Below are 26,883 nucleotides of genomic sequence, written 5' to 3'. Positions count from 1 at the left end.
TTGTCACTTTGTTTGGCTTGTGAACGATATGGTAGTTACATCACCATACCGGGTAATGGTGTAGAGATGGTTCGCTGCGTCATACTCGATTTTGGCATCGCCTGTGAATTCAAGCTCTGCAGGACTGAATAATTTCACCTGCTGCAAGCCAGCAGCCTTAAGTTCTAAATTGCGGGTATTTCCTTGCGCTGTCAGGGAAAAAGGTACGTTAGCACGCACAATATGCAGCCGTTCTTTGGCCGGCGCAATGCTGATGGCGGATGGTCCAGCCAATCCTACATAGAAACGGTTGTCAATCGTCGTATAGGTATCTGAATCACTTTGCAGGGAGTACAAGGCTAGTTTCTCGCCTTTTTCTATGACTACTCCTAGCGTTCCCGCATACTCTTCAGCCAAGCTAGGCACTGCCTTCGCATTCGGTGTGAGAGTCGCATGGAAGTGCGGGTTGCCACCCGCTAAACGATCCTTGAGCTTGTCCCATAAATAGAAGGTCCATGACTGGCTAATCCGAACCTCGCTTTTTATAGCGGTTAAGAAGGATTTGGCCATTTGTTTCTCGGTCATGAAATTATAATCATGCTTCGTGCGAAGCTTGTCAAAATAGTCAGCGAACTGCGTCAAATCGGCGATTTTGGCTGGTTCGGGAAAATGGTACTCGATGTGCTCGAAATAATCAATCGGCATGTCCAGCTTGACCATGGATTCGAACACATCCGTCGTGGCATAGTCGCCTGTGCGCAGTACCGGTGTCGGTGTATGTATCAGCATGGTACGGTCCGTGCTGCCTTGTTTGTCTTGCAGCAGGAATGGCAGCGACCATATCGACTCAGGCCGGGAAATAACGGGCGATTCAGAAGGCAGGAAGCCGAAATTATACCACATTCCGTCCTGTTCCTCACTTCGCAGCGTTTGCTGATGATCTTTGTTATTTATGCGCCATGTGTGCTGATTCGTGCCGGGATGCAGCCAAGGAATGCCTAACTTGGCGAAAGCCTGCTTATGAAGGGCAAGCTCAGCTTGTTCCTGTTCAGCGCTTTTGAAATTGTGAACAAAGGTATGCGGATCTAGGTCTAGATGGTTATCTCGCGCATATTGGATGAATTCCTTCAGTTCGGCTTGATACGGGAACTGCGGATCGTCAATTGCCACTGGGGATCCGAATTCGATGCCTCCGACGATAAGATCGTCTTTGCCGTCGTGATTGAGATCCAGCCATAGCGGAACCGAGTTATGTCCGGCAACCAATGCCCGATTGCCGACCTGGTTTAAGGTTGTGCCTTCCAGGGGACCCGTATTCGTCCAAGCGCCAGCGGCGCTTTGGAGGAATACTTGCAGGTCCCCGTCGCTGCTGCCGACCACAAGATCGAGTCGGCCATCGCCGTTCATGTCGCGTGCGGCCGGCGCAGCGTACGCGGCGTTGTTAGGCAGCGTGAAGATCTCGCTGCCTGCTTCTAAAGCGAGGGCCGCTGCGCTGCGGCCCTTGTAGAGCCATACTCGTCCATCGGCTCCGCCCAGGACGAGGTCAAGCTTGCCGTCGCCGTCGATATCGGCGACATACGGCGCTGCAGCCCCTCCGGGCAGCTGCAGCGGTTTCCCGCCCGCGCGCACGGCCGCGGGCTTCGCGAACCTGCCGCCAGCGAGCTGCGGCAGCTCGTACACGGCCCCGGACTCGTCGGAGACGACGAGGTCCGGGCGGCCGTCCCCGTTCACGTCTGCGGCGTGAACGGCACTGTAAGGGCTGAGCTGGAGCGGCACGCCGGACTCCAGCATCAGCTTCGCCGGCGCGCCGAACGTGTCCGGCAGCGCCATTCCAGCAGGCGGCGGCTCACTCGTGTACGCCGCCGGATCAGGCCCTTGATTCGTGTAGACGTACACGAATCCATCTGCGCTGCCGGCCAGCACGTCGGTGCGGCCGTCGCCGTTCAGATCCGCGGCGGCCGGGTACGCGCGGTAGGGCAGTTCGATCGCGCTCGCCAGATCGCGATATTGCGGGAACAGCGCCTGCCGCAGCGGCTTGCCGGCTGACATCACGTGCAGGCCGCTTGCGTAGCCCGAGCCTGGCAGCTCCCCGATGAACGCCGGTTGCGCGTTCGTCCCGGTATTGAGCTGCACCGTTAAGCTCTCGCGCCACTGCCCCCAATAGAAGGCATTGCGCACGAGGGTGAACGAGGGAATCTCGTTATACTTTTTGAGCTCCTCGGCCCAAGCGATGCCATCTTTGTGTTGAATGGCCGGCATCGCCTCAAAGTGATTCTGAAAAGCCATGGCAGGTCTGCCGTAAGGGCCGAGCACTTTGCGAACACTGTAACCTAACGTCTCCTTGGCTACATACGACAGCAGCTCACTGCGATACTGCATGTTGGCCGCTGCGAAATCAAAATTGAAATAGGGATCAATCGGTAAAGCTCTTTTATTGAAGTAAGTCGTCCCCGGCGTTGATTTGCCTGTGGCTTGATATTTGGCTGCCAGTTGAGCGAAGCCCAGGTTCAGGTCAGCTCCGCTTTGCATGTCGTAACCGGTTGGAAAGTAGCGGTTAGGCAAGAAATTGCTGGAGATCAGCACAGTGCCTTTCCCTACACGATTCTGCATGGCGAGCGAAACGGGTTTGCCGGACACATTCATCGCGACAAGGGTCTGTCCTGAAGACGGAACGAAGCCAAACCCCATATGAAAACCCGGAAGATCCTCCATCGTATGATGCTTGAGGTAGCTTTCGGTAAACAATTGAAAGGTTGTCTGCACGCCTTGTAGATTCATAGAAACCTTAGGATAACTAAGGCTTGGCGTATTTGCAGCCAATTGCGGCGTTCCTAAACCAGTAAGCGAAACTTTCTGCAAATTAACAAGCTCTGAAGCGCCAATGAAATCCAGTGGCAAGCGGGGGGCAAATCCATTTTCGACTAGCAAATGTCCGCCTTGCTTCACATAACTTACGAGCTTTGCTGTCTGCTCCGTCCATGCGGGATCTTCGGCTAGGGCCGGGTCCAGATAGATAGCGTCGTATGTTTTCAGCTTTCTGGCAGATAGGGCTGCTAGCTTCTGCTTATCTACAGAAATGCCGGCCTGCAAGCTCTGCGAAAAGTTGCCATACGCCGCCGTATCATACGAATCTCCACTAGTTGCGTAGAGAAGCTTGGTTTCCTCTATTTTTGGCAAAAATAGAAGTAGGCCCACTACCAATAGGAAACCGAGGGCTAGTCCGATAACAATTTTTAAAATGCGTATTTTCGACAAAACCAAAAGGATCCCTCGATTACTAAAATGGTCACTATCCTTGACATTATAGCATTCATGGGTAAGTTTGTTAACTTTTAAAGGGTTATCCGGCATGCAGGTAAGGTTTGGGAATTTGCGGAGGCTGTCGGATATTGACCGGGTTTGGAAATGGTTGTGCCCTAGATTCCTACCTATCGTTTCTGTTACACTAAAGAGAAGACTTAGAGGGTCGCTTGAGGATCTACTATTGAAAGGATTTGCTGCCATGCGTACGATACGCAGAGAAGATATAGAATTATTGGCTCCTGCGGGGGGCTGGGATTGTTTAAGAGCGGCTGTTGCCAATGGGGCGGATGCCGTGTTTTTTGGTGTGGAGAAATTTAATGCTAGAGCGCGCGCGCACAATTTCACGATGGCCGAGCTGCCGGATATTATGTCTTTCCTTCATCTATACGGCGTTAAGGGTTTTCTGACTTTTAACATTCTAGTATTTGAGGAAGAGTTAAGCGAAGCGAAACAACTGATCGAGGCTTGTGTGGATGCGGGTGTTGATGCGGTTATTGTACAAGATCTTGGTCTTGTGAAAATGATTCGTGAAATTTCCCCGGATTTCCCGATTCACGGTTCCACGCAGATGACGATTACATCGCCTGAAGCTGTTGAATTTACGAAACCTTTCGATATTGAACGGGTCGTTTTGGGACGCGAAAATAATTTGAAACAAATTAAACAAATCGGGGACCAAGCGAAACTTCCGATGGAAGTGTTCGTGCATGGCGCGCTATGCGTGTCCTACTCGGGCCAGTGTCTGACCTCTGAAATGTGGGGCGGCCGTTCGGCGAACCGTGGAGAGTGCGCGCAAGCCTGCCGCTTGCCTTATGATTTGATGATTGATGGTGTTCAAAAGCCAATGGGCGACGTAGCGTATTTGCTGTCACCCAAAGATTTGGCGGCCATTGAAATTGTGCCTGAGTTGATCGAAGCGGGCGTGTGCTCCTTCAAAATTGAAGGGCGTTTGAAAACCCCTGAATACGTGGCTAACGTCGTGAGCAAGTACCGCAGCGCGATTGATCGTTATTTTGAAGGCAAAGATGCTCGTCCTTCGAAAGAGGAAGTTCGCGAGCTGCAACAAAGCTTCTCGCGTGGCTTCACGGTTGGTTTCTTGAACGGAACCAACAATAAACAGCTCGTCGACGGTACGTTTCCGAAGAGCCGCGGGGTGTTCGTTGGCCGCGTGAAGCAGATTTTGCGCGACGGTGTGGTTTGTGAGCTTGAAGCGCCGATCAAGCGCGGAGACGGGATTGTATTCGACGCCGGAGATCCGACGAAGAAGGAAGAAGGCGGCCGTATCTACGATTTGCGCCGCAAAGGCGAGAAAATCGAAGGCGAAGCCGAGGGCGGCATGATCGAAATCATTGCGGGACGCAATGATGTGGATCTTAGCCGCTTGCATGTGGGGGATCGGATCTGGAAGACGAACGATCCGCATTTGGACAAACGTCTGCGTCAGACGTTCGAGACCGATAAGCCTTACCGGACGTTCCCGGTTAGCATCAAGATTACCGGCGCTGAAGGCGAGCCGCTCAAAAGCTGGTGGACCGATGTACAAGGCGGCCATACCGTCTTCGTACAGTCCGAACTTCCGCTTGTTCGCGCAGAGAAAAGACCGATGGATGAGCAACTGTTCGCTGATCAGTTTGGCCGTCTTGGCGGTACGATCTATGCGCTTAGCGATCTGGACGTTCAGTTGAACGGCGAGCTCATCGTGCCGATGCGCGAGCTTAATGCTATGCGCCGCAGCGCGGTAGAGCTCATGGAAGACGAGCGTCAGAAGCCGCGCGCGTACATGAAGCGTGAGATCGGCGTTTATGACGACGTGCCTGAGCCGGCTGCAGAGCGACAAGCCGCTGGGCAGGCGCCTGCGTTGTCGTTGGCGGATCGCAGCGGAGTGCACCTTACAGCACTTTGCCGTAACCTGGATCAAGTGAAGGCCGTGCTCGAAAAAGACGACGTTCAAATGATTTACGCTGATTTTGAGTTTATTAAGCAGTTCCCTGCGGCTGTTGAAGCTGTACATGCGGCCGGGCGCAAAATTGCATTGGCTACGCCGAGGATTCATATGCCTGGGGAAACGGGCTATTTCAACAATATCTTGAAGCTAAATCCTGACGCCGTGCTGATTCGAAATACAGGAGCCGCTTACTTCTTCTTGAAGCATCAGCTGGAGCACCCGAATGGGCCTAAGCCACAGCTTATCGGAGATTTTTCCTTGAACGTGGCTAACCACAAAACAGCTTCCTTGTTCTTGGAAGCCGGTTTGTCGAAGGTTACGCCTTCTTACGATTTGAACATTCAACAAATGGTTGATTTGCTGCGCCGGGCTGAAACTTCCAAGCTGGAAGTTGTCATCCATCAGCACATGCCGATGTTCCATACGGAGCACTGCGTATACTGTACGTTCTTGAGCGAAGGCACAGACTTCACGAACTGTGGTCGTCCATGTGAAGATCACCATGTGTCCTTGCAGGACCGGGTCGGGATGTCGCATCCCGTTCGTGTCGATGAAGGCTGCCGCAACACAGTTTATAATGCAGTGGATCAATCTGGCGCTGAGTATCTGAACCATTTCATGGATTTGGGCATTCGCTCTTTCCGCGTCGAGTTCCTTGAAGAGACGCCGGATAAAGTGCATGAGATTCTAAGCTTGTACCGCCGTGCGATTAACGGTGAAATCAGCGGGACGCAAGTGTGGCGTTCACTGAAAGCGACCAATCAGCTGGGTGTAACTCGCGGTCAATTGGTGAAATAAATGTTGAATAATAGATCATAAACGCTTGCCGTTTATGGTCTATTTTTTATTTACCCCCGCCTGCCTCCCACGTTGTGTTAGGGGAACTACAGGGCGCAATTTCTGCGAAATCGGCCCCTATATGTGCCGAAGGGGAACTGGGGTCCCTTATTTCTAAGGATTTGGCTGAGTTTCCGCCAGATTCATAGAAATAAAGCCCTGTAGTTCCCCGAAAAGCTCTGGAATAACCTTGAGGACACAAATAGTGCCCTCAGGTTCCGCTATTTCGGCATTTTCACTTGTAACGGGTCTCTTTGCGGAAACAAGGTCTTGTAGTTCCCCAGGTGCCCCGCAGGCACACTTTACTTTCGCTGTGCTGGCCAATCCACTCCGCTATGCAGCTCCGCCCAAACGCGCTCACCCCGACGCAGAAGTATTTCATTCTCCGTGTTTAACTTAACTTTTGCTGGTTTAGACTGAAATTAAGGCTTAAACTACATATTTTGTTCACAATTCAGACACAACTTTTTAATGTATTTTTCAGATTTGCTTAAGGTTGGTTTATTGTTCCACGCGTATAGTGATGATGGTTACTATGAACGAAAGAATGAATGGGGGATCTTGGATGCTTGAGGTCAAACAAGTCAGCAAGCTGTACGAAAATGATCGCGGCGTACATAACATCGATTTCTCGATGCAGCGCGGCGAAATCGTCGGCTTTTTAGGGCCTAACGGTGCTGGCAAAACAACGACAATGCGCATGATCACGGGTTACTTGAATCCGACGCACGGCCAAATCCTGGTGGACGGCCACTCCATGGCGGACAATCCGAAGAAAGCGCGCCGCAAAATCGGCTACTTGCCGGAAACGCCGCCGCTTTATCCGGAAATGACGGTGCAATCGTACCTGCGTTTTATCGCGAATCTTCGCGATGTGCCGGCACGGGAGCAGAAGCTGCGCGTCGGCGAAGCAATCGACAAGCTCGGTCTGCAAGGCCGCGAGAAGCAGATTATTCGCTCGCTGTCCAAAGGCTACAAACAGCGCTTGGGCCTCGCGCAAGCGATTCTGCACCAACCGGATCTGCTAATTCTGGACGAGCCTACGTCAGGCCTCGATCCGAAGCAGATCATCGAAATCCGCCAGCTGATTCATGAGCTGGGCGAGAACCACACAGTGCTGCTGAGCACGCACATTTTGCCCGAAATCAACGCGATTTGTAACCGCGTTCTCATTATTAACCAAGGTCGCGTCGTACTCGACGAGCGTCCTGAGCATCTCGGCCGCACGATGGGCGAGACGTTTGAAGTGTCCCTCGAGGTCAAGGGACCTCGCGAGCGGATTTTGACCGAGCTGCGCAGCTTGGGCACGGTCGCTGACGTGAAAGAGCTTGATGCTCCAGCTCCGGTAGAGGAAGCATCCGCAGAGCCTGCGGCTGAAGAAGCTCCTGCCGCCAAGGAGTCCGTGAAGCTGCTCGTCACTTCTGCGGATCGCTCGGATATCCGTGAGGATCTGTTCTTCCGCCTGGCCGGCGCAGGATACCCGATTCTCGAGATGAAGCGCGAAAGCCTCAGCCTGGAGGATATCTTCCTCAAGCTGACGACGGACGAGCCTGCCGAAGCGGACAGCAAATCGGAAGAGGAGGAAGACAACGATGCGTAAAATCTGGGCGATCTGCTCGAAAGAGCTGCAAATGTATTTCTTTTCGCCAGTTGCTTATGTAGCCTTCGCTTTCTATGTGCTGCTGTCCAGTTTTTTCTTCTACATCAATTTTGTAAGCGGTCAGCCGCCGATTGTTGATGCGCGTTCCGTGGTAGGCAACACTTCGTTTATCTATCTGTTTATCATCCCGTTATTGACGATGCGTCTGATCGCGGATGAATTCCGTCAAGGCACGGATGAGCTTTTGCTTACATCGCCTGCAGGCATCGGTGAAATTGTGATGGGTAAATATTTGTCCGCTTTCATCGTGCAGGTAGGACTGGTGGCGATTTCCTTGATTTATCCGCTTATCATGTCCGCTTTCGGAGAGATGGATAAGCCTGTGTTATGGCTTTCCTATTTGAGCATGTTCCTGATAGGATGCGCGATGATGGCTATTGGCCTGTTCGCATCCAGCCTATCTAATAACCAGATGGTTGCGGGTATCACCGGTTTTGTGATTTTGCTGCTGCTGTGGCTGCTTGATTGGGTGAGCTCCAGCATGACAGGCAAACTGAAGGATTATGTCGGTCAATTCTCATTGACGAGTCATTTGACGAACCTGCAAAAAGGCGTTCTGCATGGTGGAGACATCCTCTTTTATGTCACATTAACAGCGGTATTTCTCGTTCTTAGCATACAAGTCCTTGAAAGAAAGCGTTGGAGGTGAGCGGGATGAACAAGTGGATACGGGGAACGAATGCGACAGTTTTATCCATCGCGGTGATCGGTATTTTCATCATTCTGACCATTTTCCTTCACTCGCTGAAAGGCTTTCAGGTCGATTTGACGAAAAACAAAAATTTCACGCTTTCGGAGCAAACGGTCAACACGCTTAAAAATCTAAATCAAGATATTCATGTTATTGCTTTTACAAACAGCGGCGACAACAATGAGTTCGTAACGCGTCAGGTTACGGATATGATCCAGGAATATAAGAAGCAAAGCAGCAAAATCACGTATGACGAATACGATATGCTGAAACAGCCGTCTATGGCTAAGCAATATGGTGTCGATCAAGGCGGCACGCTCGTTTTTGAAATGGGTACCAAGAAACAGAACGTGAATTTCTACGAATTGTTCGTGGGTCAGCAGGACGGATCTTACACGTTTTCAGGGGAAGAGAAGTTCACGCAAGCCATTACAAGCTTAACATCTACGGAGAAACACACGGTGTACATGCTTTCCGGTCACCAAGAGTATCCCCTGACGGCGATGTCAATCTTGAGAAGCAGTCTGGAAGCCGCCAATTACACGGTGAAGGATCTCAATCTGTATGTTGAAGGTAAAATACCTGACGACGCGCAGATGCTTATGCTGCTAGGTCCGCAAAACGATTTGAACGACAAAGAAGCTGAACTGATTAAGGCTTATTTGAAGGATAAAGGTAAAATTTACATGGCGCTGGGCTTTGATAAAGATATGGCGACCAAGTGGAAAAATATCGATGCCATCATGAAAACATATGGTATCCAGGATCAGCACGCAATCGCCATTGAGCCAAAACAAACGTCGCTGTACGATCCGTTAACGATCATTCCGGACTACGGTTCTCACGACATTACGAACAAGCTTTCGAGCAATAATCTCGTTACGATGCTTTCGCTGGCAGTGAGCTTGAATGCAGATGAAAGTGCGCCGGATTACACGCAATCGCTGCTTTTGAAAACGACGGACAAAGCTTACGGTGAAACGGATATTAACCTTTTGGCCCAATCCAAAACGAAACAGGATGCGACGGATGTCAAAGGCCCGTTGAATTTGGGTTATGCGATTTCGAACAAAGATAACAAGCCTAAGGCTGTTATTCTTGGTGGTTCGACGTTCGTATTGGATCAAGATATTCAGAACCAAGGGAATAAAGATTTTGCAATGAACAGTATCGGTTGGCTGCAGGAGCAGAAGGATCAAATTACGATTCGTCCGCGTCAAGGAGATGCCTTCCAGCAAGCGATGATTACGCCTAGCCAGGCGAATACGATTTTCTTGGTCACGATCGTGTTCTTACCGCTCTTGTTCTTGGTCATCGGCGGCTTGATCTGGTGGAGGAGGAGAAGAGGATGAAACGGTTTATTCCTACGATTCTGTTAGTGGTTATTTGTATCGGCGGTTTCTGGTACGCTTCGAGCAAAGACTTCTTTCAAGAGAAAAAAGAAGAACCGAAAACCCTTCTCACGCTAAAACAAGAAGATGTGAAGTCCCTTGCGGTGAAAACCGAAGAACAGCAGATTGATCTAAACCGCACGGACAGCGGCTGGGAGATGAAAACGCCGGCTGCGGCGCCGATAAATGCGAATCAGGTTGATTCGTGGCTGGATGCTATCGGTTTAGTGACTTCGACCAAAGTTGTGGAAGAACAAGCGAGTAATTTAGCCAATTATGGCTTAGATAAGCCTGTTGGCACTTATGAAGTCACGATGAAAGATGGCTCTAAAAAGGGGCTTCTGGTCGGAACTGCCCTTCCAATCCAAGGCTTCTCCTACGTTCAGGTGGAAGGTTCTCCAGTTGTTTACCAAGTCAGTGATCAATCGTTGTCTTCGCTGAACAAGGCTCCGGTTGACTTTGCCGAAACAAGCCCTTTCAAGATCGAGAATGACAAGGTTCAGTCGGTGAAGGTCACTTGGAAGGGTCAGACCTGGACGCTTGCCAAAACCGACAAGGACAAAGTGGCTGCTGAGGCGAACTGGAAGCTTGGCGATAAGGATCTGAAAGGCGCGGATGCGAGTCCTTTGCTGGATGAGCTGGTCTTTCTGCATAGCGCCGAGCTGCCACAGCCGCTCGCTCAGAAGCCGACGGCAGGCGGCGAGCTCAAAATCGAGCTTGGTTTGTCCGTAGACGGCAAAGACGTTACCGAGGTTTATGAAGGTAAAGTAAGCCAAGACCAAGTCTGGCTGGCTAAGCAGGGCGGGACATGGTCGTTCCAACTTGCAGCGGCAGACATACAGAAATTAGCGGATGCTTATGCCGGTAAGACGGCGCAGCCTGCTTCATAGAAAGAAAGCCCTGACAGCTGCATGCTGTTCGGGGCTTTTTTCATTGGACGAATTTTGTGGGATTTTTTTACCAAACGACATAAAACGGCAATTTTTGGGAAACCTACAAAGAAGGAATGGAAAGGAGGGTAACATTCACATGTACAACAATCAAGGGAACCAAACCATTACCGGCAAGGAGCTCTCGTACCTATCGGATACGTTGAAGAATGAAGATTTGTTAGCAAAGCTTTGCGTGCACGCTTCTGTTGGCAGCCAAAGTCCATCATTGAAGCAAACCATGTCTCAGCTTTCCCAAGAACGGCTCCAAAGCGTCAGCATCCTCATCAACACGCTGCAGCAGCAATCAGGCTTGACCCACTAACACGTACACAGAGGAGGTGCAAGAAGCATGTATCAACAAAATGCCTACCAACAACAGCAGCAACAGCAGCAGCACCAGGTGCTTTTGCAGGAGCAGGACCTTGCTAATTTAGTTCTATCCGAGTTGAAACGCAGTGCAGGGGAGTACACAACAGCGGTCACAGAGGCCGTGAATCCCCAAATTAAACAGACCTTTCAAACTTTATTGACCAAGACACTTCAATGTCATGCGACTTTATTTCAAGAAATTCAAAAGCTCGGATACTACGAGGTACAGCCGGCTGAGCAGCAGCGAATCCAACAGGAGCTGCAGAAACAAGGCCAGACCGCAGCTCAGCTTCAGTCTTTCGTGCACCAGAATTTGAGCCAGGCATCGACGACGATGAGCTACCAACAGCAGGAGTCGATGGGGATTTCCCAGCAGCAGCCGCAACAACAACAGCAGCAGTACTCGCAAATTCAGCACCAACAGGCGCAAAGCCAACAGCACAATCCAATCGCTGGCCTGCATCAACATCAGGCGCCAATCCAACCAATCATCAATACGTCCCAGTATCCGAATGCTGTGCATAATAATCAAGGGCAAGGTTACGGCCAAACGAGCTATGGTTACTCCCAAAGCTACGGAGCATCAGAGAATGCAGGTATGACGGGCAAATCGGCGAATTCAAGCATCGCTTCCCGCCAAACTTCCAATGTAACTGGCGAGAATTCCTACATGAACAAACAACACGAAGGCAGCAAATACAGCTTTTAACCAACTAGACGTCCGCAGCGCTAAGCTTAGGGCGTCTTTGTTTGTTCTACGTCCCAACTATTTTTTAATTTTGTCCCACTTTTCTCACAATCAAGGTATGGAAGCGGCTTGTCACACATATATAAGGAACAAGGATGTCCAAACTTATGGGAAAAGGGAGTAGAGCTGATGAAAAAAACATGGATTTACGGCGCAGCGACTTTAATGTTACTTGGAGCAGTGACAACTGCATGCGGTTCTAAAGAGGAAGTCATTAGTTCAACCGGAGCAGGCCCCAAGGTAGCGACAACGGTGGCAGGCGGCCAAGCAGAAAGCAGTGTGAAAACGGTGGCTTCAGGCGCCAAACCGGCTATTGATGCGCAAGTTTCCAAAGTGGATGGCAGAAATGTAACCATTACGTACCAGACAACAAATTTCCAACTATCCGCCGATAGTATGGATAAAGCCAATGTACAGGGGCAAGGACATCTGCATCTGTACGTTGATGGCAAGCAGAAAGCGATGATCGGCAAAACAGGTCCGTTAACGCTGAACAATTTAGCTGCTGGTAAACACGAAATTCGCCTAGAACTTCAGCAAAATGATCACAAAGACCTGAATGTTGAGAAAATTCTTAACATTGAAGTGAAATAAGTGGGAACATTTGTGCGCATTCAGGCGGAAAACTAACTCGCGTGAAGATCGGAACACACTGTAAGCATATTCTTTGAAAAGACGGGCAAATAGCCCGTCTTTTGTCATTTGACACACCCGAATGGGTAGCATAGACTGTTGATAGTATGGCAGGATTGCCGCCTAATCGGAGGGAAACAATTGATTGTCGATATACGGAAGTGGAATCATGTTTTTAAGCTGGACCCTGATCGTGATATATCCGATGAGGCTCTTGACCTCATTTGTCAGTCGGGAACGGATGCAATAATGGTTGGAGGTTCAACGGGCGTAACGTTTGATAATACCGTAGACCTCATGGCCCGGATTCGCCAGTACGAATTGCCGTGTGTACTTGAAATTTCTAGCCAAGAGGCTATCGTCCCCGGCTTCGATCTCTTTTTTATTCCCGTGGTGCTCAATGCGGAAGATCCGAATTGGATCGTCGGGCAGCATCATGAAGCGTTGAAGGAGTATGGTTCTCTGCTCAATTGGGATGAGATTGTAACGGAAGGTTATGTGATTCTCAATAGCGAGGCTGCGGCGGCGAAGCTGACGAAAGCTCGTGCGAACTTGGATGCCAAAGACGTTGCGGCTTACGCACGAATGGCGGACAAGTTATTTAACATGCCAATTGTATATTTGGAATACAGCGGTGTCTTCGGCGATATGGAGCTGGTGCGGAGGACGCGGCAAGTTCTGGAGAATGCCCGTTTATTTTATGGGGGCGGCATCGACAGCTTGGCCAAAGCGCAGCAAGCGGCGGAAGTGGCAGATACCATTGTCGTAGGCAACATCATCTATAGTGATCTGGAGCAGGCGCTTCAGACAGTGAACGTGAACTTTGATAGAACAGGAAGGTAACTTAATGAACGAGACAGTCAATATCTTAGATGCGATTAAAAGGTTGAATCCCCAGCAGCGCAAAGCGGTTGAAGCGGTTGACGGTCCACTTTTGATTATGGCTGGCGCGGGAAGCGGAAAGACGCGGGTGCTCACGCATAGGATCGCTTACCTCATCGGCACACGCAAAGCGGCGCCATGGAGCATTCTAGCGTTAACCTTTACGAATAAAGCAGCACGTGAGATGCAGGAGCGTGTGGGCAAATTGGTCGGCGGGAGCGGGAACGATATTTGGGTTTCCACGTTTCACTCCATGTGTGTGCGTATGCTGCGCAGAGATATTTCGCGAATCGGTTTCACCTCGAATTTTACGATTCTGGATTCAGGCGACCAGCTCTCCGTGATCAAAACCTGCTGCAAGGAACTCAACATCGATACGAAGAAGTACGAACCCAAGACGTTTCAAGCGGCAATCTCTACAGCCAAAAACGAACTTATTTCTCCTAAACAATTTGAAGATAAAATCGGTGACTACTTCGACGGACTGACCTCGAAAATTTATACGCTTTACCAAAAAAAGCTCAGAAGCAACAACTCTCTGGATTTCGATGACCTGATTATGGCTACTATTCATTTGTTTAAAGAAGTACCGGAAGTTCTGGATTACTATCAAAACAAATTTCAATATATTCACGTCGATGAGTATCAAGATACGAATAGGGCGCAGTATATGCTGTGTCAAATGATTGCTGCCAAACATAAGCGCATTTGCGTCGTAGGGGACAGCGACCAGTCCATTTACCGTTGGCGCGGAGCCGACATTACGAATATTCTTAATTTTGAAAATGATTACCCGGATGCCACGTCCATTTTATTAGAGCAAAATTACCGCTCCACCTCGAATATTTTGAACGCGGCCAATAAAGTCATCGCCAACAATACGGGCCGTAAGCCCAAAAATTTGTGGACCGACAAAGAGGGCGGCGCAGGCATCAAGCTATACCAAGCCGACACGGAACATGAAGAAGGCTATTTCATAACAGGTGAAATTAACAAAAACAAGTCCAAAGGTAAAAAGTTCGCCGATCATGCCATCCTCTACCGGACGAATGCGCAATCACGGGTAATAGAGGAGATTCTCATTAAATCCGACATTCCGTATACGATTGTTGGCGGCGTGAAGTTCTATGACCGTAAAGAGATCAAAGATATTTTGGCTTATTTGCGGCTCATTTCCAATCCCAACGATGATATCAGCTTGAATCGGATCGTCAACGTTCCGAAGCGGGGGATCGGCGGCACCACCATGGATAAAGTTGCGGAGATGGCGGGACGCCGCGGGATTTCGTTATTTGCCATGCTGGAGGAGATCGACGTTCTTGAGATTAATGCCAAAGCGAAGCACGCGTTGGCTGATTTCCGTGAGATGATCGATAATCTGAACCGGATGGTTGAATACTTATCCGTGACAGAACTTACCGAGAAGGTGCTGGAGCTATCTCAGTACCGTTTGGAAATGCAGCGGGAAAATACGATTGAATCCAAAGCTCGTCTCGAAAATATTGAAGAGTTCCTGTCCGTGACCATGGACTTTGAGAAACGCAACGAAGACAAGTCCCTCATTTCGTTCTTGACCGATTTGGCGCTTATCGCCGATATCGATACCTTAGATAAAGACCAACCTGAGGAAGAACAAGACGCAGTCGTATTAATGACGATGCACAGCGCCAAAGGTCTGGAATTCCCGGTTGTTTTCATCATCGGGATGGAAGAAGGCGTCTTCCCGCACAGCCGGGCTTTTGCCGATAACGAAGAGCTTGAAGAGGAACGCCGTCTGGCCTATGTCGGCATCACGCGCGCCGAGGAAGAGCTGTTCCTCACGTGCGCGCGCATGCGCACGCTCTTTGGCCGCACCGCCGCTAACGCGCCATCGCGATTCCTGCAGGAGATTCCGCCGGAACTCCTGGAGAAAGTCTCGATGGGAGGTGCCATCGGCGGAGGCTTCTCACGAGGTGGCCGCGCCAGCTCGTGGGGCAGCAGCGGAGGCAGCAGCGCCGCCGCCTCTCAGGCGAGCCGCGGTTCCGGCGGCTCGTCTGCCTGGGGCACGCCGTCCTCCTTCGGACGGCCAAGTGCCGGCGCGGCTGCGCCAAGCCCCGCAGCGGCTGCGAAGCCGCCTGCTTTCCGGGCTCCGCAGCCTGCCGCAGGCGGCCCGGTGCCGGACTACAAAGCCGGCGACAAAGTGTCGCATGGCAAGTGGGGCGTCGGCACCGTTGTGTCCGTGAAAGGCTCGGGTGACGACACCGAGCTGCAAATTGCTTTTCCGGCGCCTAATGGACTTAAGCGCCTGCTGGCGAAATTCGCCCCGATTACCAAAATGTAGGGGCAGAACTTTTTCAGCCTTGGATTACCCATTTCCCATTAGAGAGGAAGAGCCCGTAATGACAGATGCCATCGCGGCAATGAAAACCCTCATCCAAGAAATTAACAAGCACAATCATAATTATTACACGCTCGATCAACCGACGATTTCGGATGCCGAGTGGGACGCTTTATATGATAGATTAACAGCGCTGGAGAAGGAGACGGGAACCATCCTGCCTTCTTCCCCAACCCAGCGTGTGGGCGCCGATATCCTGAAAGGTTTCGAACCGCACCGCCATCTAGCCCGTCTTTGGAGCTTGGACAAAGCGCAAAATGCGGAAGATCTGCAAACCTGGCATACACGTGTTCTTAAATTGATTGCCGACTATAACAGCAAGAACCCGGAAACCCCTCTGCCGGACCCTACCTATGTTGTGGAATTAAAGTTTGATGGGCTTACGCTCAATCTTACCTATGAAGCGGGTCAGCTTAAACAGGCCTCCACGCGTGGAAATGGTACCGTAGGAGAAGGGATTTTAGCACAGATCAAGACGATTAAATCTATCCCGCTCGAGATTCCTTATGATCAAGGGACGATTGAGGTGCAGGGTGAAGGCATGATGTTCCTGTCTGTCCTTGAAGCGTACAATCAGACGGCCGCAGAGCCGCTCAAAAACGCTCGTAATGCAGCCGCCGGAGCACTGCGTAACCTGAATCCCAAAGTAACCGCAGAGCGCAAACTGAACGCTTTCTTCTATAACGTAGGTTATTCGGACAATATTCAGTTTGCTAACCATGCGGATATGGTTCAGTTCCTACGGGACAACCATTTCAAAATCAGCAACCGTACACGGTATTTCAATACGATCGAAGAGGTAAGCGCAGAGCTGGAGCGGATCGCCGAAGAGCGTTTAGGTTTTGATTTCCTCATCGACGGTAGCGTCGTGAAGCTTACGGACATGCGCACGCGGGAAGTGCTTGGCTATACGGAGAAATTTCCTCGTTGGGCGATTGCGTACAAGTTTGAAGCCGAAGAAGCAACAACGATCCTGCAAAGCGTATCTTGGGAAGTAGGCCGTACCGGCAATAAGTATACTTTTACAAACAAAAGTAAAGAATTGTGTTATTGCTAAAATGATGTAATCAGTATAGGGACTCGAGGGTTTTGTTTAATATAAATTGTGAGTAAACGAAACAAACGAAATATATCTCTTTTCAATGATGACTTTTGTTTAAAAATAAGAAGCAGAGAAAGATTATCATGAAAGAAATGCTTAAAAAATATACAAAGAATTAGTGGCCCTCATGATAAAATACAATAAACAATGTAATAATAATTTAATAAGTGTGGGGCGTGTTGGCATGAATGTGAGGGAAAGAATTGAGGAATTAAGAAAGTTAATTGAGTACCATGACAAAAGGTATTACGATGAGGAACAGCCAGAAATAACCGATTATGAATATGACCGAATTGCTAATGAACTAGAAGAACTAGAAACTAAACACCCTGAATATGTTAATGCAGATTCCCCTACACAAAAAGTAGGAGGGTCTGTTAAACGTGAATTAAGGAAAGTAGTACATGATGTACCAGTAATAAGTCTACAAGATGCATTTACAAAAGAGGAGATATACAATTTTGTAAATAAAGTAAGCTCACAGGTTTCTAACCCCAAATTCGTAGTTGAGATGAAAATTGATGGTTTGACCGTAATGTTAAGATATCACAATGGTAAATTAACGGAAGGAATCACGAGGGGCAATGGTGAGGTTGGAGAATCAGTTTACGAAAATCTCTTAGAGATAAATTCGATTCCTAAAGAGATTCCAACTAAAATACCTTATTTAGAGGTTCGTGGAGAAGTTTATATGTCCAATGAAACCTTTGAAAAAGTAATACAGAAACAAATAGATACAAATGGTAAAAAGTACAAAACACCAAGGAACTTAGCAGCAGGTACTTTAAGGCAGTTAGATTCAAGAGTGGTTAGAGATCGTAACTTAGACATATTCGTTTTTAATCTCGAAATATCAGAAGGAATAGACTTCATATCCCATAGTGAAACTTTAAAATGGTTAGAAAAACAAGGATTTATAACAATCCCTGACTATAAAGTTTGTACAACAGCAGATGAAATATGGAAGTATGTATCAGACATTGGAGAGAAAAGATCGAGATTATCTTTTGGTATCGATGGAGCTGTTATAAAAGTTGATAATCTAAATGACAGAAAAATATTAGGAACGACAAGTAAAGTGCCAAGGTGGGCTGTTGCCTTTAAATATCCACCAGAGCAAAAGGAAACGGTCATTAAAGACATTAAAGTACAAGTAGGGCGTACTGGCAGATTAACACCTTTAGCTCTTCTAGAGCCTGTAACATTAGCAGGCACTGAAGTTTCTAAAGCGACTTTACACAATCAAGACTTTATCGATTCTAAGGATATACAAATAGGAGATACTGTTGTTATACAAAAGGCAGGAGATATTATTCCTGAAGTTGTAAGAAGCATTCCTGAGAAGAGACCGAGCAATGCGGTTAAGTACACAATACCTCAAGAGTGTCCTATCTGTAATTCTCCTACAGTTAGAGATGAAAATGGAGCGGATATTCGTTGTGGTGGAAACGAATGCTTAGCCCAATTGATGCGGGGAATCATCTATTTTGCTTCTAAAGATGCGATGGATATAGAAGGTTTTGGGCCAAGCTCAGTTGAGGCTCTCATGTCAGAAGGATATATCAAAAATATCGCAGATATTTATCACCTTAAAGAATATCGTGATGAGCTAATTGAGAAAGGGATAGTTGGCCGGGAGAAGTCGGTTGATAACCTGCTGAATGCGATTGATAAATCAAAAGAAAATGACTTGGACCAGCTGATTACAGGTTTTGGAATAAAGAATGTAGGAAAGCAAACGGCAAGAGCGTTGACGTCTAGTTTTGCAAATGTAGACGAAATTAGTAACGCTACCTACGATCAATTAATTATGTTACCGGATTTTGGCGAGACAGTTGCCAATAGCGTTTTGAATTTCTTTAGTCTTAGCAGTACACATGACTTAATTGAAAAGCTGAAAAAAGCTGGTGTTAATACCCAATCAAAAGTATCAGAAGTAAGTAAAGACGACAGATTTACGGGGAAAACATTTGTTATTACCGGAACGCTTCCGAATCTAAAGAGAGACGAGGCTACCCGATTAATACAAATGCATGGTGGCAAAGTATCGAGTAGTGTTTCCAAGAAAACGTCATTTGTCCTTGCGGGAGAAGAGGCAGGGAGTAAATTAACAAAGGCAGAGGAATTAGGCGTTAAAATAATTGATGAACAAGAATTCACTGACATGTTAAACTAAAAAAGACAGCTTAGATCGACCGTAAAGGTGTGTATACTTAATAAGTGGCACACCTTTTATATTTACTTTATGCTTATAATAGCTAAGGTTAGATTAAATGTAAGTGAGGTGTCAGGCTTGCTCAGATGGTTAGACCAAAATGAAGGAACGATGCTCAAAATAGTTTGTGTGATATTTTTTGGTTTTGGGACTGGTCTACTCCTCGCTAGCGAATATGTCCAGGCGTTGGAAAGTGGGTTGATTGGAATCTTGATTTATGGAATATATCGGTTTGGTTCAAAGCTTGAAGAACATTTGAACGATAATAACGATCCTAATTGAATATAGGTTGCGTGACTATGAAAATAAAATGGCTAAAACTATACCGATTAATTGAGGATAACCTCAAGGGCGGACTTGATGGTTTGGCAGACCTTGAATGTTTGAATGACGAGTACAATGGCTTTCAATATAGATTGTACGTCCTAAAGGATGGTTTTGATGAAGGAGATCCTAAATTAATTACGGCTGTTTTAGGAATGTACGACATCGAGTCTGAATTCGAGCACGAACCTTCGATATTCCAGATGCCAAGCACCATAATAAACAGCTTACATTGTCTTGTTAACAGGGATTTTGATAGGAAATAGAAGACAAAAGTGGCGATGGATGATACATGAGTTGTTGTAGTTAACAGGGTGATTGCACTAAGCTGGTTACAAGAAGCATGCTTGGAATGTCATAGTTTTTTGATCGAGAATTATAGAGTTTTGAGTAGACCCAAGTAGACCCAGGTAGGCCATCAAAAGCCTGTGTAAACTTCGGTAAACCGGGGTGGAGTATAGTAAACTCAGTAGACTGCTTGAACCACAGGCGGTTTCGATTCTTCTGCTGGAATCGTTGTGCAGCGATGACTGATTCCTCGTTTATTTGCATGCGTTGAGTGTTGTAACCCCGCGCCATGTACTTTTCCGCTTCACTTACCCCGGTAGCGGAATCGGGATGGGTTACATCTTATGTTTAATGCAGCGGCAGCGTTTGGCTACATTACACCGGGACCGATACTGATCACAGCTACATTTGTCGGATACAATCTGCAGGATTTATAGGTGAGGTTGTGGCTACAATCGGTGTATTTTTCTTCGTGGTTGTTTTCTGCCTTAGCAGCCAATAAAATTCAACGTTTTGCTAAAAGTCGATGGTTAAAGGATTCTGGAAAAGGCGCAACACCTTCGGATATCGGACTTCTATGCGTAACCCTGTTCTCTTTAGGACAGAATGCTTTAATACTTGCAGGAGCTGCCATTCTCGTTTCGGCAAAAACCAAACTTCATCCAATTCTGATTTTGATCGGTGGGGCCGTCTGCGGTATTGTAATTGGAAAATTAAATTCTTAATGAGATGCCGGTCTTCTTATTTGATTATAATTCCATGCGCGCGAGTAGTAACAGCTACGCTGGTACTACTCCAATTTGGCGATCTCTGTTTCTATTTATTACGAAATAACGACGTGTCAGAAAGCATGCGCATTACGTAACAAATATATCTTTAACTAATTTCGTATTGACGAATTAAGGGGAATCGAATAAGATTAATTCATGTTGAATAGGCGATGGAGTTCGCCATAACCGCCGTAAGGCTAATGACTCCTACCAGAGATGATTAATCCCTGGTAGGAGTCTGTTTTTTTGTCCAAAAACAATGATTAGAGAGGATGCATTAAAAAAGATGGCTAGAATTAGGGCAAAGCTTCTTAGATTTACGAAACAATCGATGTCTTTTGCTTTATGTTTGACTTTTATCAAATGGATACTGCTTGGGGGTGGGGTAGGCATATTAGCAGGGACAGCCTCGGCATTCTTCCTGGAAGGCTTGGAATATGTTACTGACCTTCGCAACCTTCACCCATGGCTGTTATTCGGACTGCCATTGGGTGGTGCATTCGTCAGCTACTTATACTTAAAGCTCGGAAAGAATAGTTCAAAGGGGAACAATTTGATCTTAGAGCAAATCCATGAGGGACAAGAGACGATTCCCTTGAGAATGGCTCCGTTAGTCTTATTTGGAACATTGGTCACACATTTATTTGGGGGTTCCGCTGGGCGCGAGGGTACCGCCGTTCAGATGGGGGGCAGCTTAGCCGAAGCATTCGGACGCATCTTGAAGGTAAGCGCGAAGGATCGGAAAATGCTGTTGATCTGCGGAATAAGCGGCGGTTTCGGTTCCATATTTGGCACTCCGCTGGCGGGGACTGTATTCGGTTTGGAGGTATTGGCTATTGGGCTTATCTCTCATGAAGCCTTAATTCCTGCTTTTGTAGCCAGTATGGTAGGCGACTTGGTTACGACTTCATTCTGGGGCGTTCATCATATTCATTACGAAATGGGACCCGTACCTGACTTTTCGTTAGGGGTCGTGCTCAAAGTCGTTTTGGCTTCGGCCCTCTTTGGCCTCACAAGCTTAGTGTTTAGTGAATTGACTCATTTTCTGAAGAAGATGTATACCAAGATTTTTAAAAACCCGATGCTAAAATCCGCCTGCGGCGGCTTGATTGTTATCGGTCTGGTATATGTTGTTGGAACAAGAGATTATTTAGGACTGAGCATTCCATTAATTCAACAATCCTTCAATGGCGATATTCCATCGCTGGCTTTCTTGTGGAAGCTTCTTTTCACGTCGCTCACGCTTGGGGCTGGTTTCCAAGGCGGAGAGGTTACCCCATTGTTTGGTATCGGTGCGACTTTGGGGCATACCTTAGCAGAGGTATTTGGTTTATATGCCCCGTTTTTAGCGGCATTGGGCTTTATCGCTGTTTTTTGCGGAGCAACGAGCACGCCCATCGCTTGCTTCATTATGGGCATCGAGCTGTTTGGTTCCTATGGGGCGGAGTATCTTTTCATTGCCTGTATCGTCAGTTATTTAGCCTCCGGTCATACAGGAATCTATACTTCGCAAAAAATAGGTATTTCCAAAGTGCATTCGATACATGTGCCCGAAGGCACCACACTGGCAACCGTTAAGCAACACAAAAAGAAACTGGCCGACAAGGCAGCAGAGGGGTGATTCCATGCGTTGGGTATTCCAAGATCGGGTATTATCACAGACCGAGGATACCATTGAACTTAATGGTCAATTCTCTAGAGGCTACTCATCAGCGATACTTACTTTTCCGCAGGTGGGCAAATATGAATTAATCATTCGTTTGGCCAAAGGAATTCTTAGAGTTAATCATTTGTCCTTTACAGATGTGGAACTAGGCTTCGGAAATCCATCCAATGGCCAACCTGCCCATTACGATTTGGGTGAACCCGGTACACATTCTTTAGTGCTTAACATTGGCCGTAGCTTAAACCGGGTTGATCAGATTAGTTTCGTGAACCCTCGGTGGAGGCAGGAGGTTTCATTTCATTATCAAGTCCTCAACAGAGAAAGGAAGACATGAAGGTTCGTCATCTGATCTAAATAGTTACCTCGTTTATTTTAGAGGTAAACATTAAGGGCAATCCTATACTTGGATAACCTGAATAATAGCAAGAGAGAAAGGAGGCCTATAGATGAATTTTTGGGCGGTTGGCCTTTTTGGAAGCGTAGGTGCCATACTCCGCTTTCTAATTGAACGTTGGACCGCAGCCTGGTGGAGTTCTCCCTTTCCATGGGGGACCTTGCTTATCAACCTTTTGGGATGTTTGGTACTGGGTTGGTTTTCGACGTGGACGTACTCTCGTTCCAATCTACCCGCATGGTTGCGTCTAAGTATCGGAACAGGGCTGATCGGATCATTTACTACGTTTTCAACGTTTAGTGTTGAAACGATTACTCTACTTCAAGCCCAATTACTGGAGATGGCATTGTTGTATGTCCTTCTTAGTATGGCGGGCGGGATTGTTTTTTCCTGGCTCGGTTATCAAATATATCGCCGGCAAAGCCATCGCAAAATAAGAAGGGTAAGGCCGTTATGATCAGTTTGGTTTGGGTAGCTCTGGGTGGATTTTTGGGTGCTTGTACCCGTTTCATCATTAGTACCTGGGGCAATAAAAAATTTCATCCGATTCTGCCGCGTGTTACATTGTTCATCAATGTCTCAGGTTCCTTTTTACTTGGATTGCTTGTCGGTGGGGCGTGGAATGAAAACCTCTACACTTTTCTAGGAACCGGTTTTATGGGGGCTTATACGACATTTTCTACATTCAACATGGAAAATGTGCAGCTCATTAAAAAAAGAGAGTGGAAGGTATTGTTCGTATATGTAGTGGGGAGTTACGGATTGGGCATTCTATTTGCAGGTATAGGTTTTTATGGAGGCACATGGATGAAGGGGTGAGCAATATGAGCTTACGGCTACTTCAAATTGTTGTTGGGGAATTCGATGATAGCAAAAGTGTATGGAGGCCGTTGTATCACGAGGTTCTGCAATTATTGTGGAAGTCCGGGGTCGATGGGGCTACCGTTGTCCGAACGGATGAGGGAATTGGTCAGAAAAACGATAAACGATCTGTTTTATTGGAGGAGGATATTCCTTTCAGTAACCTACCGCTTGTTATCGAGGCGATCGATACTTACGAACGGCTCGAAACGATTTTGCCCGAATTGAAAGGTATGATTCCCCATGGAGCCATTGCTTTAATGGAAGTCATCAACGTTTTGAAGGAGGATCTCTCGATGAACGACCAATCCTATCTTATGCTCCGGGTGTATGTGAAGGAAGAAGCGCATGTATTTCAGCTTGCCAATTTCGAAGAGATTTTGCAGCTCTTTCAGGAACATGATCTTATATGGTCTACCATCACAAAAGCTATCGAAGGTTTTGGCAAAGACCATGTCATCCATAAGCAATCGCTCTTCACGTTATCGTCTCATGCTCCCGTCATCATTGAGTGTGTTGGTAAAGCGGAGAAGATCCGTCAAATCATTCCGGAGCTAAGGGGCAAAATCGGAGATGGACTGGCCATTGCCATTCCTATTCAAGTGATAGAAGATCGTTAACTCCTTAGAAAAAAGTCGTTGTGCAATAAAAAAATAAAATCGGAAGTGTTGTCGAATTGGCCATTTTATCATTTGAAGGTCTCGTCAGAGCGTTGCCAACCCAAAAGAATGGCATTCTCTTTTCAGATGTATCTGCTATAGTTGAAACACCAGTTACCATTGCTTTAATCGGAACATCGGGACAAGGGAAAACATCGCTATTACGCTTGCTTTCTTTGCTTGATGAGCCTGAAGAAGGTGAACTCTGGCTTCAGAATCGTTCTTTTCGGGATTGGTCACCTACGGAGTGGAGGAAACATGTCGTTTATGTAGCCCAACATGCTGTCATGCTGCAGGGGACTATTGAGGATAATTTGAGGGCAGCAAGTCGGATTCACCGGGTTCCATTTGATCAAGGAAGAGCTGAATTTTTGATGGCATCACTTGGTCTTGAACATTTGGGATGGGGGAAGAACGCTGGTGACCTCTCAGGTGGTGAAAAACAAAGAATAGCTTTAATACGTGCGCTAATGCTAAATGCACCGGTGCTGCTATTGGATGAAGTGACCGCCTCACTTGACCAAAACAGTAAACATGCCGTTGAGGAGTTATTGACAGACCTTCACACCCAAGAAGGAGTCACCATGATTTGGATTACTCATGATATACAGCAAGCGCAAGCCATCAGTCAGCGCGTCTGGTTTATGGCGGAGGGAACGCTATTGGAGGATACGAGTTCAGATTCGTTTTTTAAGCAGCCTAAGACATCCGCGGCGCTACGCTACCTCCAATTGAGAGAGGAGGGAAACTATTAGTCAATGTCAGCCTATGCCTTAGCCTTTACGCTTGTATTTATTGCTATTACCATTTTTGTTTCCATGTGGCAGAAACTCGGGCTTGAACGTGAAATAACGATCGGTACGATTCGTTCCAGTATACAATTGTTGTTAGTAGGATATGTCCTTCACTTCATATTTCATACGGATGCCCCCATTTTGATTGTATTGATTGTTGGTGTCATGATCACGGTGGCATCATGGAATGCCTCACAAAGAGGAAAAGGGCTTTCAGGTATACGCTGGAGAATTGCCTTATCAATAACGGTAACAGAAGGTCTTATTATGGTTCTCTTGCTCAGCTTACGTATCATTGAACCAACGCCGCAATATATCATCCCTATAAGCGGTATGACGATTGGTAATGCTATGGTCGTTTCCAGCTTGTTTTTAAATCAAATGAAGCGTGACGTGCAATCGTCCAAAGGGGAGATCGAAGCTTTGCTCTCCCTGGGGGCCAATGTACGCCAATCCATCCAAGATTGTATGAAGCGTGCCGTAAAGGCGAGCATGATTCCGACTATTGATGGAATGAAAACGGTTGGTCTTGTTCAACTTCCGGGCATGATGACCGGAATGATTGTTGCAGGCGCCGACCCAGTAGAAGCGGTAAGGTATCAAATTCTTATTATGTTCGCGTTTACTTCTTCAGCAGGAATAACCAGCATTTTGCTTAGCCTTTTAAGTTATAAATTATGGTTTACAAAAAAGGCGAGCCTGCGTTCGTTGTAAGCACTTTTTAAAATAAACACTATAATTAAGCATGGATAGGAGAATATGAATGGATTATATTACAGCCATTATTTTAGGGATAGTCGAGGGCATCACCGAATTTTTACCGATTTCTTCAACAGGTCATCTCATATTAGCGGGAGATTTGCTTGGATTTAAAGGAGGCAAGGCTGAGACGTTTGAAATCGTCATCCAATTAGGTGCGATTCTCGCAGTAGCCGTTTTGTATCGGAAGCGAATTGCCGATCTATTATTTGGATGGAAGAAACCGACGGAGGCCGGAAAAAGAACCGTTCAACGAATGAATCTGCTACATATCGTGCTTGGTATGTTGCCTGCACTGATACTGGGTGCGATTTTACATGACGTTATCAAAACCTATTTGTTTACAACAAACACTGTGCTATGGGGGCTTCTTGTAGGTGGGGTTTTCATGATTTATGCTGAAAAAAGGAAATCGGTTGTTAAATCAGAAACGATCGACCAGTTAAGTTACAAACAAGTTTTCTTAATTGGGCTTGCTCAATGCTTATCGCTTTGGCCTGGTTTTTCAAGAGCAGGCGCAACAATTGCAGGTGGATTACTCGTCGATGCAAATTATAAAACATCTGCTAATTTCTCGTTTTTAGTCGCCATCCCGATGATGGTGGCTGCCAGTGGTTATGATCTTTTGAAGAGCTATAAACTATTATCTACCGGTGACATTGGCTTTTTTGCAGTAGGTTTTATTGTTGCATTTCTCGTTGCAATGGCAGCCGTCGCTACTTTTATGCGGATTCTTGAAAAAGTAAAGCTGACTCACTTTGCCTATTATCGTTTTGTTGTCGCAGCCATTTTCTTTATCTTTATTATGAGTTAAGAAGTCGTTCTTCATTGATCGATAAAAAAATGACGATACACCTTCTTCCTTGAAGTGTATCGTCATTTTTAGTTTTACGGTCGCATCATTTTGTAAGCCATGATTCCTATCCAAACAGCGCAAAGAATCCAAATGGCAATGAATAAAGCACCGACGAGCCAATTCTTTGGTTTCTTTTTCCCCAATTCTTTCGCTTTTTCTCGATACTCCTCCAGTATAGGCTTTGGAATAAATCGCAAGGCAAGGGTAACCCCTAAAGGAACCAAGATCAAATCATCAAGGTAGCCCAGTACAGGAATGAAATCAGGAATTAAATCGATGGGGCTGCATGCATAAGCGACTACACATATCGCAATCCATTTCGCGTACCACGGTACTCGAGGGTCTTTGTAAGACAAGTATAAGGCTATAATATTCTGTTTTAAAATTCGTACCTGGTGCTTAAGTTTGTCTATGAGAGTTGTGGCTACCTTATTCATAACTTTTTTTT

The 26,883-nt window shown here is 47.1% G+C and carries 23 protein-coding genes, 1 pseudogene and 1 riboswitch; of the genes and pseudogenes, 22 read left to right on the top strand and 2 right to left on the bottom strand.

The genetic code is table 11. The features are described from left to right. Positions 1–3 precede the first annotated feature (3 nt). Positions 4–3,234, bottom strand: coding sequence for an FG-GAP repeat domain-containing protein (locus PCH02S_RS12055; protein ID WP_246069048.1), 3,231 nt, complete (start codon positions 3,232–3,234; stop codon positions 4–6). Between the two features lie 247 nt (positions 3,235–3,481). Between PCH02S_RS12055 and PCH02S_RS12050 the strand changes: the two genes are divergently transcribed. The 22 genes and pseudogenes from PCH02S_RS12050 (at position 3,482) to PCH02S_RS11945 (ending at position 26,393) form a co-directional block, all read left to right on the top strand. Next, on the top strand, positions 3,482–6,025 hold the full coding sequence (locus PCH02S_RS12050) for a DUF3656 domain-containing U32 family peptidase (RefSeq protein WP_127453256.1): 2,544 nt from the start codon (positions 3,482–3,484) through the stop codon (positions 6,023–6,025). Positions 6,026–6,629: 604 nt separating this feature from the next. Further along, positions 6,630–7,664 carry an ABC transporter ATP-binding protein gene (locus PCH02S_RS12045; RefSeq protein WP_127453490.1) on the top strand — a complete coding sequence of 345 codons (1,035 nt, stop codon included), beginning with the start codon at positions 6,630–6,632 and terminating at the stop codon, positions 7,662–7,664. Further along, positions 7,657–8,373 carry an ABC transporter permease subunit gene (locus PCH02S_RS12040; RefSeq protein WP_127453255.1) on the top strand — a complete coding sequence of 239 codons (717 nt, stop codon included), beginning with the start codon at positions 7,657–7,659 and terminating at the stop codon, positions 8,371–8,373. The genes PCH02S_RS12045 and PCH02S_RS12040 overlap by 8 nt, the downstream gene beginning before the upstream one ends. Before the next feature lie 5 nt (positions 8,374–8,378). Then, positions 8,379–9,767 carry a GldG family protein gene (locus PCH02S_RS12035; RefSeq protein ID WP_127453254.1) on the top strand — a complete coding sequence of 463 codons (1,389 nt, stop codon included), beginning with the start codon at positions 8,379–8,381 and terminating at the stop codon, positions 9,765–9,767. After that, the gene (locus PCH02S_RS12030) at positions 9,764–10,696 is read left to right on the top strand and encodes a DUF4340 domain-containing protein (protein WP_127453253.1); all 933 of its coding nucleotides are present in this window, start codon (positions 9,764–9,766) and stop codon (positions 10,694–10,696) included. Before PCH02S_RS12035 ends, PCH02S_RS12030 begins: the two co-directional genes overlap by 4 nt. A gap of 139 nt (positions 10,697–10,835) precedes the next feature. Beyond that, on the top strand, positions 10,836–11,060 hold the full coding sequence (locus PCH02S_RS12025; protein WP_127453252.1) for a hypothetical protein: 225 nt from the start codon (positions 10,836–10,838) through the stop codon (positions 11,058–11,060). Between the two features lie 27 nt (positions 11,061–11,087). Next, positions 11,088–11,816: a spore coat protein gene (locus PCH02S_RS12020; protein ID WP_127453251.1), complete on the top strand. Its 729-nt coding sequence runs from the start codon at positions 11,088–11,090 to the stop codon at positions 11,814–11,816. A gap of 168 nt (positions 11,817–11,984) precedes the next feature. Further along, positions 11,985–12,449: a DUF6130 family protein gene (locus tag PCH02S_RS12015; RefSeq protein WP_127453250.1), complete on the top strand. Its 465-nt coding sequence runs from the start codon at positions 11,985–11,987 to the stop codon at positions 12,447–12,449. Between the two features lie 180 nt (positions 12,450–12,629). Next, a complete protein-coding gene (pcrB, locus tag PCH02S_RS12010; RefSeq protein WP_127453249.1) occupies positions 12,630–13,331 on the top strand; it encodes a heptaprenylglyceryl phosphate synthase in 702 nt (233 codons plus the stop codon). 4 nt (positions 13,332–13,335) lie between these two features. Continuing rightward, positions 13,336–15,690 carry a DNA helicase PcrA gene (pcrA, locus tag PCH02S_RS12005; RefSeq protein ID WP_127453248.1) on the top strand — a complete coding sequence of 785 codons (2,355 nt, stop codon included), beginning with the start codon at positions 13,336–13,338 and terminating at the stop codon, positions 15,688–15,690. A gap of 58 nt (positions 15,691–15,748) precedes the next feature. After that, positions 15,749–16,756, top strand: a pseudogene (gene ligA / locus PCH02S_RS12000) (NAD-dependent DNA ligase LigA); the annotation flags it as partial. A gap of 220 nt (positions 16,757–16,976) precedes the next feature. Next, the gene (gene ligA / locus PCH02S_RS11995) at positions 16,977–19,025 is read left to right on the top strand and encodes an NAD-dependent DNA ligase LigA (protein WP_246069047.1); all 2,049 of its coding nucleotides are present in this window, start codon (positions 16,977–16,979) and stop codon (positions 19,023–19,025) included. A 338-nt stretch (positions 19,026–19,363) separates the two neighbouring features. Next, on the top strand, positions 19,364–19,654 hold the full coding sequence (locus PCH02S_RS11990) for a hypothetical protein (protein ID WP_127453246.1): 291 nt from the start codon (positions 19,364–19,366) through the stop codon (positions 19,652–19,654). Between the two features lie 465 nt (positions 19,655–20,119). Beyond that, entirely contained in the window at positions 20,120–20,401 is a 282-nt protein-coding gene (locus PCH02S_RS11985; RefSeq protein ID WP_127453245.1) for a chromate transporter, read from the top strand. A 202-nt stretch (positions 20,402–20,603) separates the two neighbouring features. Beyond that, a riboswitch (Fluoride riboswitch) is annotated at positions 20,604–20,663 on the top strand. A 69-nt stretch (positions 20,664–20,732) separates the two neighbouring features. Beyond that, complete coding sequence (locus PCH02S_RS11980; RefSeq protein ID WP_127453244.1) at positions 20,733–22,067, top strand: voltage-gated chloride channel family protein; 1,335 nt, start codon at positions 20,733–20,735, stop codon at positions 22,065–22,067. 4 nt (positions 22,068–22,071) lie between these two features. Then, a complete protein-coding gene (locus PCH02S_RS11975; protein WP_127453243.1) occupies positions 22,072–22,446 on the top strand; it encodes a hypothetical protein in 375 nt (124 codons plus the stop codon). Between the two features lie 112 nt (positions 22,447–22,558). Beyond that, the gene (gene crcB, locus PCH02S_RS11970; RefSeq protein WP_127453242.1) at positions 22,559–22,963 is read left to right on the top strand and encodes a fluoride efflux transporter CrcB; all 405 of its coding nucleotides are present in this window, start codon (positions 22,559–22,561) and stop codon (positions 22,961–22,963) included. Continuing rightward, positions 22,960–23,325: a fluoride efflux transporter FluC gene (locus PCH02S_RS11965; RefSeq protein ID WP_127453241.1), complete on the top strand. Its 366-nt coding sequence runs from the start codon at positions 22,960–22,962 to the stop codon at positions 23,323–23,325. Before crcB ends, PCH02S_RS11965 begins: the two co-directional genes overlap by 4 nt. A 5-nt stretch (positions 23,326–23,330) precedes the next feature. After that, complete coding sequence (locus tag PCH02S_RS11960; protein WP_164819537.1) at positions 23,331–23,987, top strand: DUF190 domain-containing protein; 657 nt, start codon at positions 23,331–23,333, stop codon at positions 23,985–23,987. A gap of 56 nt (positions 23,988–24,043) precedes the next feature. Further along, on the top strand, positions 24,044–24,781 hold the full coding sequence (locus PCH02S_RS11955; RefSeq protein WP_246069046.1) for an ABC transporter ATP-binding protein: 738 nt from the start codon (positions 24,044–24,046) through the stop codon (positions 24,779–24,781). Between the two features lie 3 nt (positions 24,782–24,784). Continuing rightward, complete coding sequence (locus PCH02S_RS11950) at positions 24,785–25,534, top strand: ABC transporter permease (RefSeq protein ID WP_127453239.1); 750 nt, start codon at positions 24,785–24,787, stop codon at positions 25,532–25,534. A 49-nt stretch (positions 25,535–25,583) separates the two neighbouring features. Then, positions 25,584–26,393 carry an undecaprenyl-diphosphate phosphatase gene (locus PCH02S_RS11945; protein ID WP_127453238.1) on the top strand — a complete coding sequence of 270 codons (810 nt, stop codon included), beginning with the start codon at positions 25,584–25,586 and terminating at the stop codon, positions 26,391–26,393. A gap of 74 nt (positions 26,394–26,467) precedes the next feature. On the opposite strand, the gene PCH02S_RS11940 is transcribed toward PCH02S_RS11945, so the two are convergent. After that, the gene (locus PCH02S_RS11940; protein WP_127453484.1) at positions 26,468–26,872 is read right to left on the bottom strand and encodes a YkvA family protein; all 405 of its coding nucleotides are present in this window, start codon (positions 26,870–26,872) and stop codon (positions 26,468–26,470) included. Between the last annotated feature and the right edge of the window lie 11 nt (positions 26,873–26,883).

Origin of the sequence: Paenibacillus chondroitinus NBRC 15376 (assembly GCF_004000765.1) — a bacterium.
Lineage (GTDB): Bacteria > Bacillota > Bacilli > Paenibacillales > NBRC-103111 > Paenibacillus_E > Paenibacillus_E chondroitinus.
Note: the sequence above shows the minus strand (reverse complement) of the source record. Positions and strands in the feature narration are given on the sequence as shown.

What these genes read in the sequence shown, in the direction of transcription:
- PCH02S_RS11950 (WP_127453239.1), top strand. Translation starts at nt 24,785, where the DNA reads ATGTCAGCCTATGCCTTAGCCTTTACGCTTGTATTTATTGCTATTACC.
- PCH02S_RS11980 (WP_127453244.1), top strand. Translation starts at nt 20,733, where the DNA reads ATGGCTAGAATTAGGGCAAAGCTTCTTAGATTTACGAAACAATCGATG.
- PCH02S_RS12020 (WP_127453251.1), top strand. Translation starts at nt 11,088, where the DNA reads ATGTATCAACAAAATGCCTACCAACAACAGCAGCAACAGCAGCAGCAC.
- PCH02S_RS11990 (WP_127453246.1), top strand. Translation starts at nt 19,364, where the DNA reads ATGAAAATAAAATGGCTAAAACTATACCGATTAATTGAGGATAACCTC.
- PCH02S_RS12015 (WP_127453250.1), top strand. Translation starts at nt 11,985, where the DNA reads ATGAAAAAAACATGGATTTACGGCGCAGCGACTTTAATGTTACTTGGA.
- PCH02S_RS11945 (WP_127453238.1), top strand. Translation starts at nt 25,584, where the DNA reads ATGGATTATATTACAGCCATTATTTTAGGGATAGTCGAGGGCATCACC.
- PCH02S_RS11940 (WP_127453484.1), bottom strand. Translation starts at nt 26,872, where the DNA reads ATGAATAAGGTAGCCACAACTCTCATAGACAAACTTAAGCACCAGGTA.
- PCH02S_RS12030 (WP_127453253.1), top strand. Translation starts at nt 9,764, where the DNA reads ATGAAACGGTTTATTCCTACGATTCTGTTAGTGGTTATTTGTATCGGC.
- PCH02S_RS11965 (WP_127453241.1), top strand. Translation starts at nt 22,960, where the DNA reads ATGATCAGTTTGGTTTGGGTAGCTCTGGGTGGATTTTTGGGTGCTTGT.
- PCH02S_RS11960 (WP_164819537.1), top strand. Translation starts at nt 23,331, where the DNA reads ATGAGCTTACGGCTACTTCAAATTGTTGTTGGGGAATTCGATGATAGC.
- PCH02S_RS12025 (WP_127453252.1), top strand. Translation starts at nt 10,836, where the DNA reads ATGTACAACAATCAAGGGAACCAAACCATTACCGGCAAGGAGCTCTCG.
- PCH02S_RS11975 (WP_127453243.1), top strand. Translation starts at nt 22,072, where the DNA reads ATGCGTTGGGTATTCCAAGATCGGGTATTATCACAGACCGAGGATACC.
- ligA (WP_246069047.1), top strand. Translation starts at nt 16,977, where the DNA reads ATGATAAAATACAATAAACAATGTAATAATAATTTAATAAGTGTGGGG.
- crcB (WP_127453242.1), top strand. Translation starts at nt 22,559, where the DNA reads ATGAATTTTTGGGCGGTTGGCCTTTTTGGAAGCGTAGGTGCCATACTC.
- PCH02S_RS12035 (WP_127453254.1), top strand. Translation starts at nt 8,379, where the DNA reads ATGAACAAGTGGATACGGGGAACGAATGCGACAGTTTTATCCATCGCG.
- PCH02S_RS12040 (WP_127453255.1), top strand. Translation starts at nt 7,657, where the DNA reads ATGCGTAAAATCTGGGCGATCTGCTCGAAAGAGCTGCAAATGTATTTC.
- PCH02S_RS12045 (WP_127453490.1), top strand. Translation starts at nt 6,630, where the DNA reads ATGCTTGAGGTCAAACAAGTCAGCAAGCTGTACGAAAATGATCGCGGC.
- PCH02S_RS12050 (WP_127453256.1), top strand. Translation starts at nt 3,482, where the DNA reads ATGCGTACGATACGCAGAGAAGATATAGAATTATTGGCTCCTGCGGGG.
- pcrA (WP_127453248.1), top strand. Translation starts at nt 13,336, where the DNA reads ATGAACGAGACAGTCAATATCTTAGATGCGATTAAAAGGTTGAATCCC.